The organism is Aquimarina longa SW024 (assembly GCF_001401755.1).
GTDB classification, from domain to species: Bacteria; Bacteroidota; Bacteroidia; order Flavobacteriales; family Flavobacteriaceae; genus Aquimarina; species Aquimarina longa.
On sequence record NZ_KQ474099.1, the window covers coordinates 604,057 to 616,222 of the forward strand.

At 30.8% G+C, this 12,166-nt stretch carries 13 protein-coding genes; 4 read left to right on the forward strand and 9 right to left on the reverse strand.

Annotated elements, in window-relative coordinates:
• Positions 1–332 precede the first annotated feature (332 nt).
• Positions 333–1,406, forward strand: coding sequence for a PA0069 family radical SAM protein (locus tag N456_RS11540; protein ID WP_062057027.1), 1,074 nt, complete (start codon positions 333–335; stop codon positions 1,404–1,406).
• Between the two features lies 1 nt (position 1,407).
• On the opposite strand, the gene N456_RS11545 is transcribed toward N456_RS11540, so the two are convergent.
• The 4 genes from N456_RS11545 to N456_RS11560 form a co-directional block, all read right to left on the reverse strand.
• Positions 1,408–2,061, reverse strand: coding sequence for an HD domain-containing protein (locus N456_RS11545; protein ID WP_062057030.1), 654 nt, complete (start codon positions 2,059–2,061; stop codon positions 1,408–1,410).
• 15 nt (positions 2,062–2,076) lie between these two features.
• Positions 2,077–3,078: an acyl-ACP desaturase gene (locus N456_RS11550; protein ID WP_062057032.1), complete on the reverse strand. Its 1,002-nt coding sequence runs from the start codon at positions 3,076–3,078 to the stop codon at positions 2,077–2,079.
• A 12-nt stretch (positions 3,079–3,090) separates the two neighbouring features.
• Positions 3,091–3,831, reverse strand: coding sequence for a lysophospholipid acyltransferase family protein (locus N456_RS11555; RefSeq protein WP_338021419.1), 741 nt, complete (start codon positions 3,829–3,831; stop codon positions 3,091–3,093).
• A gap of 581 nt (positions 3,832–4,412) precedes the next feature.
• Positions 4,413–4,823 (reverse strand): BrxA/BrxB family bacilliredoxin, encoded by a 411-nt coding sequence (locus N456_RS11560; RefSeq protein ID WP_062057034.1) that lies wholly within the window; start codon positions 4,821–4,823, stop codon positions 4,413–4,415.
• Positions 4,824–5,164: 341 nt separating this feature from the next.
• Between N456_RS11560 and N456_RS11565 the strand changes: the two genes are divergently transcribed.
• Complete coding sequence (locus N456_RS11565) at positions 5,165–5,899, forward strand: tellurite resistance TerB family protein (RefSeq protein ID WP_062057036.1); 735 nt, start codon at positions 5,165–5,167, stop codon at positions 5,897–5,899.
• 109 nt (positions 5,900–6,008) lie between these two features.
• Here the strand turns inward: N456_RS11565 and N456_RS11570 are convergent, their stop codons facing one another.
• Positions 6,009–7,154, reverse strand: a complete 1,146-nt coding sequence (locus N456_RS11570) for a lycopene cyclase family protein (protein WP_062057038.1) — start codon at positions 7,152–7,154, stop codon at positions 6,009–6,011.
• A 107-nt stretch (positions 7,155–7,261) separates the two neighbouring features.
• On the opposite strand from N456_RS11570, the gene N456_RS11575 reads away from it, so the two are divergent.
• Both N456_RS11575 and N456_RS11580 read left to right on the forward strand, forming a co-directional pair.
• Positions 7,262–7,678, forward strand: a complete 417-nt coding sequence (locus N456_RS11575) for a hypothetical protein (protein WP_148639302.1) — start codon at positions 7,262–7,264, stop codon at positions 7,676–7,678.
• A 127-nt stretch (positions 7,679–7,805) separates the two neighbouring features.
• On the forward strand, positions 7,806–8,732 hold the full coding sequence (locus tag N456_RS11580; protein ID WP_062057042.1) for a DMT family transporter: 927 nt from the start codon (positions 7,806–7,808) through the stop codon (positions 8,730–8,732).
• Here the strand turns inward: N456_RS11580 and N456_RS24075 are convergent.
• The 4 genes from N456_RS24075 to N456_RS11595 form a co-directional block, all read right to left on the reverse strand.
• Positions 8,729–8,884 (reverse strand): FeoB-associated Cys-rich membrane protein, encoded by a 156-nt coding sequence (locus tag N456_RS24075; protein ID WP_148639303.1) that lies wholly within the window; start codon positions 8,882–8,884, stop codon positions 8,729–8,731. The genes N456_RS11580 and N456_RS24075 overlap by 4 nt on opposite strands.
• A gap of 38 nt (positions 8,885–8,922) precedes the next feature.
• Complete coding sequence (feoB, locus tag N456_RS11585) at positions 8,923–11,019, reverse strand: ferrous iron transport protein B (RefSeq protein WP_062057044.1); 2,097 nt, start codon at positions 11,017–11,019, stop codon at positions 8,923–8,925.
• 14 nt (positions 11,020–11,033) lie between these two features.
• The gene (locus N456_RS11590) at positions 11,034–11,261 is read right to left on the reverse strand and encodes a FeoA family protein (protein ID WP_062057046.1); all 228 of its coding nucleotides are present in this window, start codon (positions 11,259–11,261) and stop codon (positions 11,034–11,036) included.
• A 107-nt stretch (positions 11,262–11,368) separates the two neighbouring features.
• Positions 11,369–12,040, reverse strand: a complete 672-nt coding sequence (locus tag N456_RS11595; protein ID WP_062057048.1) for an SCO family protein — start codon at positions 12,038–12,040, stop codon at positions 11,369–11,371.
• Positions 12,041–12,166 lie beyond the last annotated feature (126 nt).

The window sequence follows — 12,166 nt, forward strand, 5'->3', positions numbered from 1 at the left end:
TTATTTGATTAAACACAAAAATTACATCAGGGGATTTAACCCCTTTTTTTATATTGGAAACCATCAATTCTTTATCATATGTTCATAAAGTTATAATAATCAGTATATTAAAAAATATTATTAATCTATTCTTATTAGAATGTCTAAAATTAAATAGCTATAATTTTAATAACGTTAATCATGTAATCATAAATTATGTCTTTTATTTCTTATCAATTATAGTCTCATAAAGAAAAGTAGTTAATTTTATTTATGGGAATAATTCCATTATTTATTGGAATTATTCCCATAAATATTTTACTTTTAGGTTTTAAAACCGTATAATCCTTCCGATGAACTCTAAAAGATATATAAAAGGTAGAGGTGCTCAAGAAAAAAGTCGCAATAGATTTTTACAAAATTATCATGAGATGAGAAATGATTTTCTCAATTATTGTGAAAAAGAAGGCGAACATATCAATATTGACAAAACTACATTTATCGAAACTTTTCCAAAAACTATTATTAATAAAGTAACAAGTCCTGATGTTGGCATGCTATACTCACTAAACCCATATCAAGGGTGTGAACATGGGTGTGTATATTGCTATGCACGAAATTCTCATGAATATTGGGGATATGGTGCTGGATTAGATTTTGAAAGTAAAATTTTAGTAAAAAAAAATGCTCCTGAGTTATTAGAAAAGAAGCTACAGAGTAAAAAATGGAGGGCATATCCTATTTCACTTTCTGGAAATACTGATTGTTACCAGCCTATTGAGAAAAAGCTTGAAATCACACGAAAACTTTTGGAGGTTTTCTTAAAATATAGATACCCTGTAGGAATCATTACCAAAAACGCTTTACTATTAAGAGATCTAGATCTTCTTTCTGAACTTTCTAACTATAATTTAGTATCTGTATATCTTTCTATTACAACATTAACAGAAGAAACCAGAAGAGTTTTAGAGCCCAGAACTGCAAGTATCCAAAAACGGTTAGAAACTTTAGAGAAATTAAATACTGCTGGAATCCCTACTAATGTGATGATGGCTCCAATAATCCCTTCAATCAATAGTCATGAAATCTTATCACTATCCAAAGAGGTTTCTACACGTGGTGCTACAAGTATTGGATATACGATTGTAAGGTTAAACGGTGCAATTGGCAATATATTCACTAAATGGTTAACACATACTTTACCAGATCGCAAAGATAAAATTCTTCATCAGATTATGGAGTGTCATGGAGGAAGCTTGAATAATAACGAGTTCGGAAAAAGAATGAAGGGCTCTGGCACTATGGCTGATCAAATTCATCAATTATTTGCTATCGCTCGGCAAAAATATTTTCCTAAGAATCAAAAAGTATATCTAAATTGTGAGATGCATGAATCTTATAAAGATGGGCAGTTGCGGTTGTTCTAAATTATAACTTCCCCTCCCATTCTTTATAAAATTGTTCTAAAAACTGCTCCATGAATTTGTGTCGTTGTGCTGCTAATCTTTTGCCTGTTTCTGTATTCATCCGATCTTTAAGAAGCAATAATTTCTCATAAAAATGATTGAGTGTAGGTGCTGTAGAAGATTTATACTCTTCTTTAGTCATGGTTAGATTAGGTCTTATCTCTGGATCATATAGTGCTCTATTTTTAAACCCTCCATAATTAAAACATCTTGCAACTCCTATTGCACCAATAGCATCTAATCTATCGGCATCCTGAATCACATCTAACTCTGGAGATTTAAATTTCTGATCTATATTACCACCTTTAAAAGAAATATTTTCTATAATCTTAATGACATGATTGATAACCGTTTCTTTAACCTGAAGGCTTTCTAAAAAATCTCTTGCTATCTTAGGTCCTACGGTTTCATCTCCATTATAGAATTTAGAATCTGCTATATCATGAAGCAAAGCGCCTAGAGAAACTACAAAAAGGTCAACTTTTTCTTCTTTTGAAATCAATTGAGCATTCTTAAACACTCTATGAATATGGAACCAATCATGTCCTCCTTCAGCTCCTTTCAGTTCTTCTTTTACAAAATCAATGGTTTTAGAGATCATCAAATCATCAGACATCATCACTTAGTAAGCTTATTTTATCATTGCTGGTTGTACCCACTTAAATTCAAAAATTTCTTCTGGAATAACAATTCTTTCACTAATACGTTGCATTCTTGATGGTAATTTCATCAAAAAGTCACGTGCTTTTTCTGCTTCGTCTGTAAGATCTATTATTTTATCAATCTCCCATCTATCAATCAAACGTTGTAAGATATCAACATAATCTTGTGCTGTATATACTCCTATACGCTGCGCTGCCCATGAAAACTCATCAAAAGCAGTACCTTTTGCATCTCCTGATTCTCTAAGAAAATATGCTGGCATAATAATCTTCTTTTTCATCATATCACTAAATGCAATCATCATCTGACTTGGATCTACTTCAAAAATGCTCTTTACAAACTCACTATAGGCATTATGGTGGCGCATTTCATCACCTGCTATAATCTTACACATTTTGGCTAATGATTTATTAGAGTATTGCCTTGCTAATTTGGCTACTCTATTATGAGAAATATAAGTAGCTAATTCCTGAAAACTAGTATACACAAAATTTTTATACGGATCTCTATCGGTTCCTATATCAAAGCCATCATTAATGAGATGCTGTGTAGTTCTCTCTACCTCAATCATATTTACTCTACCGGACAAATACAAATATTTGTTTAATGTATCTCCATGACGATTTTCTTCGCCTGTCCAATATCGCACCCATTTTGCCCAACCGTTATCTTTTCCTTCTTCGTGCTGATTCACTCCTTCTACATCCATCAACCAAGATTCATAGGTTGGTAATGCTTCTTCAGTAATTGTATCTCCAACCAAAACTACCCAAAAATCATATGGAAGTTCTTTTGCCAACTCTCTCAGTTCTTTTACCTCGTCAAAAAAAGTATCTTCATTCTGAGAGTTTGGCAAAAAATCAGTAGGTTGCCATATCTTATCTACCGGAATCAAAAATCTATCTATAAAAGATTCAACTTTCTTTTCTAGCAATTGCATTACCTCTAATCTAATATTATCTATAGCCATGATAGGGTGGTATTATGTTCTGACTGCTAAAGTAATCCTTTCTTCTATTTTTTCTAGTAATATTTCGGGAACTTTATCTATTGACATTGGTTCTAATACTTCTAATGTCATATGTACCCCTATCTCCATAGGGAAATTACCTAATCTAACAAGTTTCCAACTATTATTAATCGTTATTGGTACTATCAATGCATTTGGTGCATTTTTGAATAAAATTTTTAAACCTGTCGGAGCAAATGATTTAAGCTTTCCGTCTTTACTACGTGTCCCCTCAGGAAAAATAACTGCCGAAAAATTGTTCTTTTTTATAAATTTACCAAATTCTGACAAAGCAGGAATCGATTGTTTAGGGTTTTTTCGATCAATCAAAACATTTCCTCCATGCCGTAAATTAAAAGAGATACTCGGGATACCTTTTCCTAGCTCTATTTTAGAAATAAATTTTGGCTTATATTTACGTAAATACCAAGATATCATTGGAATATCAAACATGCTTTGATGGTTAGAAACCAAAATCAAAGGTTGATTTTTTGGTAACGAATATTTATTTTTAAAACTAAAGGTTACCCCTAAAGTGTGTAAACATCGTAATAAACACAGATTCATAATATTTACAACTCCTCTATGTCCACTAGCTCCGCCTAATTTAGCTCCTAACCACTGTAGTGGGTGAAAAATCACGAGTGTTAACCCAAAAAATAAATAAAAAACTATAGAAAGCGGATACCTTAGTACCTTTTTTATTGCCCCCATTATACTATATAATTAATAAATTTAACTTGTGTAATTGCTCTGCAAGGTCTTATATTATTTTTAGTTGACCAATAGTTTGAGAGACTAAAATTATTCATTATAAAATATTATTCTTAAATATTAAAGTATCTTTTCTTGACTCTCATTAATATAGAGAACACTGCTCAGGAAATTAATTTTGATTAATAACATATAATTAATTCTTAGACTTATCGAAATCTCTCCTTAAATAGGAACTAAAGTCTGTAACATCGATAAAACAAATATACTTAGTATATTAAAAATTATTTTTTTACCCTGTACTAAAATCTCATTGATAATTGAAAGAAATATAGACATACCTACTGAATGTCTATAAATGATCAGGAAACACATAAATTATTAAATAATTCGTTATGTTAACAAACATTTTAAGTACAAGTACTTAACAAAGCTACACTAACACCGGTTAATGGAGGAGAGAGATTGTTGTTGTTCTGCAGGTGGTACTCATCTAGGTGTTCCTTTATGCTAAATGTGCTAAAAGAGTAAAGAACAAAAATCCGGTAATGTAACCAGATTTTTGTTTCATTCTTTCAATTTTAGCAATGTTCGTTATATGCATCTTTAAGGTTATCTGCGATCATCTCTGCAGGGCGTCCTTCAATATGATGACGTTCTAACATATGTACTAGTTCTCCATTTTTGAATAATGCCATAGATGGTGATGATGGAGGAAATGGCACCATAAATCCACGTGCCTTATCTGTTGCTTCTCTATCAACTCCTGCAAAAACAGTTACTAAATGATCTGGTTTTTTATCATTCTCTAACGATGCTTTTGCACCAGGACGAGCATTTGCTGCTGCACATCCACACACTGAGTTTACAACTACTAATGTCGTTCCTTCTTTTGCTATTGCTACTTCTACTGATTTTTCTGTATGTAATTCTTCAAAACCAATAGTAGTAAGATCTTCTCGCATTGGTTTTATTAAATCTGCTGGATACATATCTTTTATTTTTTCGTATATTATTAATCCACTACAATTTTTAATTATTAGATGAAATCTATCTAAAATCTTGACTTTTAATTAGAATAAATACTTTGACTATAGTGATTCCTAATCATCAAGATATATTACATCTTATAATCTGATGCAAAGTTACAAATTATGTACCACATAAAAACAACTGACAAGTCGTCTGAAAAATTCATCTAAAATTGCCAAAAAATAAAATCTAATCTACATTTAACTTCTTAATAAATCCAAAGAAAGTTTTATGAATACTAAAACATTAAAAAATACTTTTTTTAATAATTAACTTATCTTTGACCCATAAATAAGAATCAATGATTAAATGGTTTGCCGCTATATTGGGCTCTATATTTTTCAGATTTCCTGGAGCAATTGCTGGCTTTATACTAGGGAGTTTTCTAGACAGTGCACTACGAAAAAATAATATCGAATTTAAAACGGTTTTTTCACAAAAACCCACAATAACCCCTGCAGATTTTGAACTTAATTTATTGTCATTATCATCTATCGTTATTAAAGCTGATGGAAAAATAAATCAAACAGAACTCGATTACGTAAGAAGCTATTTTGTAAGTGCCTATGGCAAAGAGCGGGCTAATGCTACCTTTAGAACGTTTAATGAAGTGATCAAAAATAGGGAGATTTCTGCACAACGTATCTGTATGTATATCAGTCAGCATACCCGATATCCTTCTAGATTACAGATCTTACATTTTTTATTTGGTATTGCTAATGCTGATGGAATGGTCAGTACCTCTGAAGCTGAAGAAATTAGAAAAATTGCTGGTTTTTTACGAATAAATTTTAAAGATTTTGAAAGTATTAAAGCCATGTTCTTTAAAACTGATGACCATGCTTATAAAATTCTAGAAATTGATAAAACTGCTACTGATACAGAAGTAAAAAAGGCATTTAGATCTATGGCAAAAAAATATCATCCTGATAAAGTACAGCATATGGATGAAATTCATATCAAAGGCGCTGAGGCCAAATTTAAAGAAGTACAAAAAGCATATGACCAGATTAAAAAAGAACGGGGAATTACTTAAATCCACGTTATGTAATAAAAATCACATCCTGAACTACTGCAAATACTACTTACTTATCACCTTGCTAAGTTTTATAGTTTTATCACAAAGTTATATTACATAATGCATGTTAAATCTTAAAAAAACGTTGTGAAAGCGCTTTTAAAAATTTTCCAGCAGGTAAACTTGTTGTAATTTTAAGATCTTCAAAAAGCGTAGTCTTTTCATCTAGGAATTTTAAAATTTTTGAACTTTTATTTTTCTTAAATAAACTCGAAAACAAAGAAGCTCCAATATGATTATCTCGATAAAGTACGTCAATAAAAAGTAAATCATAATACCAAAATCTAGTTTTTTGATCAAATTTTGAGAAATCTTTAGCTTGTTTCAGAAAAGGAATTAGTTGCTGTACTTTTTTTAATGAATTACTAAATGTATATCCTGTACTAGGTTTGGTCCATCCTCCAGCAGTACCTATATGTAATACATTTTTAGAATTATACTTATTAAAGTTATAACAGGTCATTGGGATACATCCTTTTTCTTTTTCAGAGATTTTATATCGAGTAATCCCTTTATTTTGTAAATATTTTTTGATTTCATCTTCATACTCCTGTTCTTCTAAGAGATCTTTAGAAAATAAGGTGTACTCAAACAGTGCTTCTGTTTCAGAAATAGGGAGCACATACATAAACCGTGTGTTTTCTTTCTGAGCTACTGTAAAATCCATAAAAGTAGCCATCTTAGTATCAAAGGAAGGTTCTTTTGTCTTTACAAACCATCCAAGAAAATGTTGATTCAAAACAGGATAACGACTCTGATTTTTATATGCTAATGATAGGACTACACTATTAAAGACTTTATTTCCTAGATATGCATGAGCGTCTGTTTTTATACTAACAATATCTCCTTGATCTACTATAGAAATGATCTTTTCTTGTATAATCGTTATATTCGATTTTTCTTGTAAAACCTTTAAAATAAAATCATAAAAGTCTTTACTTCTAATGAGTTTATAGTAATAAGGTGAAATCACTATTTTTTTTGAAAAATTATCACTTCCAAAATAAATAGAATCCCATTTTTTATGTACTATCTCATCCCAAATGCCTGAACCTTTTTCCCAAAAACACCAAGTACGATCATTTTGATTTTTTAATACTTTATCTATCAGTAAAATCTGCTTTTGATCAAAAAAAGGGTCTAATATCATGTGATACACCAACATTAAACCTGAAGCTCCTGAGCCCGAAATTATATAATCGTATTTTTTCATATCTTATCAATATAAAATATAAAATGAAAAATTCAAGCATAGTATGTATATGATACTATATTTTGATTCGTTATTTATACATGTCAGCATCTAATTATATCAAAATCATGAAAAAAATCATATTTATACTATTCCTATCTATACCATTTATTGCTTTATATGCGCAAGATTCGATAGCGACTACTCCTCCAAAAATTATTACAAAACTCAAAATTGGAAATACTGCTACTTTTGATACTAAAAGTATTAAAATCATTAAATTAATAGGTGACTCTAGATGCCCTGTAGATGCAACTTGTATCTGGGAAGGAGAGGTAACACTATTAGTCGGGTTGTATGAAAATGATGCTCTAAAAGAAGAAAAAGAGCTGGTTTTTTCTAGTAAAAATATTAACCCAGACCATTTAGAAAAACTATTAACTTCTGGTCAAAAAACTATATATGCACATAGTATAAGTCCTCAGGCCTCTACAGAGGAATCTATCGATTCTTATGAATATTATCTAAATTTATTGGTGAGATAAAATTTATACTGTGATTATATAGGTTACAAACACTACATCTAATAACATTACAGTCATGGCTGTAATTAGTTAATTTTTAATGCTATTTTTAAAACTTTTTAAAACAGAGTTTTACTAACTTTACCAAATGGTTTCTAACAAGGTAAAAGCTCATTTAGCGTTATTAAGTGTTAATATTATATATGGAGCAAATTACTTAGTCGCTAAGGGTTTGATGCCTAATAAAATTGAAGCCTCTGCATTGGTATTTCTTCGAATTAGTGGTGCTGGATTATTATTCTTGATCCTTAAGCTATTTATTAAAGAAAAAATTGATAGAAAAGATATCACTCGCTTGGCATTATGTGGTTTTTTAGGGGTTGCGGTTAATCAATTTTTTTCTATGAATGGATTAAGTCTGACTTCTCCTGTAGACGCTGCTATCATTATTACTGCCATACCAATTTTTACAGTAGTCATTAGTTATTTTTTATTAAGAGAACCATTAACATCACGACGTATTCTCGGGATATCTATTGGAGGAATAGGAGCTATTTTACTAATATATTTAGGGAATTCGGGTTTAGGAACAGGCTCTTTATTAGGTAATATTTTTGTCTTTATTAATGCTTTAGCATTTGCATTCTATCTAGTCCTCGTAAAACCACTAATGCTAAAATATAAACCTGTTACTGTAATTGTTTGGACGTTTTTATTTGGTTTTATATTTATGTTTCCGTTTTGTGTAGAAAAACTAATGTATACTGATTTTACAGCTTTTACAGTTCCTAATTGGGTTTCTTTATGTTATGTTGTGATTGGGCCTACTTTTTTAACATATTTACTCAATATGTTTGCATTACAATTCGTAAAACCGACTGTTTCTAGCAGCTATATTTATCTTCAACCTGCTATAGCCATGATACTAGTTGCACTTACATCGTATTGGGTTGTCAATAGCCAATATAAAGGGGATCTTACTATAGGAAAACTATTATGTTGTCTATTAATTTTTAGTGGTGTATATCTAATCAGTAGTGGATCTCTTAAGTGGTTAAAAAATAAAAGAGATTAATGACAACCACAACCATCACTACCACAAGAGTTTGATGGTTTTTTACTTGCAGAAGAAGTTGAAGAGGTTCTCCAAAAAAACTTCTTAATTAAAAACCCAATTGCAATTGCAAAAATTAAGATTACTAATATGTTTTGGATTAAAATATTCATAGTATATATAAGGTTGTATAAAAATACTAAAACTTAATTTATTTTAACACTTGATATGCAATCAATGCTACTCCATATGCAAAAATACTCATAAAAATAAGTTGCGTCATTGGCCATTTCCATGTATTGGTTTCTCTTTTTACAATAGCCAATGTACTCATACATTGCATCGCAAAGGCATAAAACAACAATAAAGAGATACCACTGGCTAAATTAAATAAAGGACCTCCTGTCTGTGAGTTTACCTCTGATGCCATCCTATTTTTTATCGTTTCCTCCTCTTCACTCCCTACACTATATATCGTTGCTAATGTTCCTACAAAAACTTCTCTAGCTGCAAAAGAACTAATAATCCCAATTCCTATTTTCCAATCATATCCTAGAGGGGATACTATAGGCTCTATTGCCTTACCTGCATACCCAATAAAAGAATACTCGAGTTTATATGATGCTATTTTATGATCTAATTCTTCTTGTGCTAGATTAGGATGTAACTCTGATATAATCTCTTCGGCATTATTAAAATTCTCATTAGGTCCAAAACTTGCTAATACCCATAAGATAATAGAAATTGCCAAAATGATTTTTCCTGCACCAAAAACAAAAGCTTTTGTTTTTTCGATTACATTTATCGCTACATTTTTAAATAATGGCACCTTATATCCTGGCATTTCAATTACAAAATAGGATTTACTTTTAATTTTCAGCACCTTATTAAGTATCCATGCTGATCCTACTGCTGTTCCAAAACCTAAAAAGTATAGCAACATTAATGTCAGACTCTGGTAACTAAATATCCATCCTACTTTTTCATCAGGAATAACTAATGCAATGATAATTAAGTATACTGGTAATCGTGCCGCGCAAGTTGTAAATGGAACTACAAGAATTGTGATTAATCTTTCTTTCCAGTTTTCAATATTTCTTGTAGCCATTACTGCAGGAATAGCACAGGCTGTACCCGAAACTAACGGCACAACACTTTTACCACTTAATCCAAATCGTCTCATTATTCTATCCATAAGAAAAACTACCCTACTCATATAACCGCTTTCTTCTAGAATAGAAATAAATAAAAATAGAAATGCTATCTGAGGAATAAAAATAACGATCCCTCCTAATCCAGGAATAATTCCTTCGGTAATCAGATCAACTAATGGGCCTGATGGTAATATTTCTCTTGTCGCTTCACTAAGCCATGCAAAACTTTCATCAATAAGATCCATAGGATAAGATGACCAATCATAAATTGCTTGAAACATTACTAAAAGTATTACTAAAAAAATAAAATACCCCCAGAATTTATGAGTCAGTATTCTATCTAGTCTTTCTCGCATTCCTGTAGCTGCTTTCTGATCTATTGTAAGCCCTTTTTTAAGGATTGTATTAATAAACTGATATCGTTTAATAGTTTCCTTTTGTTGTAATCTTTTAAGTTCACTTTTAGATTTAATTTCAAAATCAGAAGTTATAGATATTTCTTGCTTATCTACTTTTCTAAAATTAATATCCTGTGTGATTACTAACCATAGTTTATATAATGATTGATCAGGAAATGCTTTTTGTAATTTATCAAAATACTCCGGAGCAAAAGATAGTGCATTAACACAAGGTTTTTTAGACAACGACGTATACGATTCTATTAGTTCTTTTAACTTATCTATACCTTCGCTTTTGCGAGCACTAATTAAGGCTATTTTTGTATTTAATTCTTTTTCTAACAGAGGAATATCTAATGAAATCCCTTTTTTAATCATACGATCTGCCATGTTGATTACTAAAATCGTAGGAATTTCTAAATCTTTAATCTGCGTAAAAAGAAGCAAATTTCGTTTAAGGTTTTCTACATCACTTACTACTACAGCAACATCAGGGAAATCTTTATCACTTCTATTAAGTAACAACTCTATAACTACATTTTCATCTAATGAAGATGCATTTAAACTATAAGTTCCTGGTAAATCTAAGATATGTGCTTTAACACCACGAGATAGTTTACAAACTCCTTCTTTTTTCTCTACGGTAATCCCTGGGTAATTTCCAACTTGTTGATTAAGTCCTGTCAGCAAATTAAAAACAGATGTCTTTCCGGTATTTGGATTGCCGATGAGTGAAACTTTAATTTGCTTGGCCATAAAAAGAAATGCTGTTATATAATTTCGACTTCAATCTGAGCAGCAATTTCTTTACGGATTGCAAGATGACTACCATTTATATTAAGATACATAGGACATTGAAAAGGAGCTATCTGTAGTAACTCGACTTCGTTTCCTGGTAAACACCCCATCTCTAACAACTTAAGCGGAATACTATCCGAAGTAATTTCACTAATTAAAGCACGTTGACCTCGCTTAAGCGTAGCAATTGTAGTCTTCAAAATTTATTTAGATTAATTTTAAACAAAGCAAAAGTAATGTAAAAAACTCTATTGAAAAAGTTAAAGCTTTAAAATAAAACTCTTGTCACAACAGGAAAAAGGTTCTCTTACTTATTTTCGTTTTTTAGAACAGAGATATCTTCTAATAACTGATCAATATCTTCTGGTTTCGTACCATCATAAAAACCTCTAATCCGTTTTTTTGTATCAACAAGAATAAAGTTCTCAGTATGCACCATATCATAAGGGCCGCCATCTCCATCAGACTTAGCCGCCAAATATGATTTACGTGCTAGATCATAAATTTCTTTTTTATTGCCCGTAACTAGGTTCCATTTAGTATCATCTACCCCTTTTTCAATAGCATATCTTTTTAATCTGGCAACACTATCTATTTCTGGGGTTACAGAATGAGAAAGCAGTAGTACTTCTTGATCATCTTGTAATCTATCCTGAATTTCTTTCATATGCCCAGTCATAATAGGACAAATCGTTTGGCAAGTAGTAAAGAAAAAATCCGCTACATAAATTTTGTCTTTATAGTTCTGTTGGGTTATCTCTTCGCCATTTTGATTCGTCAACTTAAAATCCGAAATTTTGTGATATTTACGCACATCTTGCACAGTAGTATCAACCAACTCTGTATTAACCATATCCGGTTCATATACAGGCAGAATTCGGTTAGGTTTAAGAATAGAATATATTATAGAAATGATAATAGCGGATAATACAAAAAGTACTACTGCAAAAAATTTATATTTAGAAAAAAATTGAAGCATACTAAATTATTGTGTTCGCAAAATTACAAGTATTATCAATATCTAAGCCTTATATTTTCATTAAAAAAATCCTAAATCCTAGAACTGTATAGCAGATTTTTTTCATATACTCTTCTAAAAGGTTAC

Coding starts and splice junctions, on each gene's coding strand:
- N456_RS11560 (WP_062057034.1), bottom strand. CDS start 4,823: ATGTATCCAGCAGATTTAATAAAACCAATGCGAGAAGATCTTACTACT.
- N456_RS11570 (WP_062057038.1), bottom strand. CDS start 7,154: ATGAAAAAATACGATTATATAATTTCGGGCTCAGGAGCTTCAGGTTTA.
- N456_RS11575 (WP_148639302.1), top strand. CDS start 7,262: ATGAAAAAAATCATATTTATACTATTCCTATCTATACCATTTATTGCT.
- N456_RS11545 (WP_062057030.1), bottom strand. CDS start 2,061: ATGTCTGATGATTTGATGATCTCTAAAACCATTGATTTTGTAAAAGAA.
- feoB (WP_062057044.1), bottom strand. CDS start 11,019: ATGGCCAAGCAAATTAAAGTTTCACTCATCGGCAATCCAAATACCGGA.
- N456_RS11555 (WP_338021419.1), bottom strand. CDS start 3,831: ATGGGGGCAATAAAAAAGGTACTAAGGTATCCGCTTTCTATAGTTTTT.
- N456_RS11540 (WP_062057027.1), top strand. CDS start 333: ATGAACTCTAAAAGATATATAAAAGGTAGAGGTGCTCAAGAAAAAAGT.
- N456_RS11595 (WP_062057048.1), bottom strand. CDS start 12,040: ATGCTTCAATTTTTTTCTAAATATAAATTTTTTGCAGTAGTACTTTTT.
- N456_RS11565 (WP_062057036.1), top strand. CDS start 5,165: ATGATTAAATGGTTTGCCGCTATATTGGGCTCTATATTTTTCAGATTT.
- N456_RS11580 (WP_062057042.1), top strand. CDS start 7,806: ATGGTTTCTAACAAGGTAAAAGCTCATTTAGCGTTATTAAGTGTTAAT.
- N456_RS24075 (WP_148639303.1), bottom strand. CDS start 8,884: ATGAATATTTTAATCCAAAACATATTAGTAATCTTAATTTTTGCAATT.
- N456_RS11550 (WP_062057032.1), bottom strand. CDS start 3,078: ATGGCTATAGATAATATTAGATTAGAGGTAATGCAATTGCTAGAAAAG.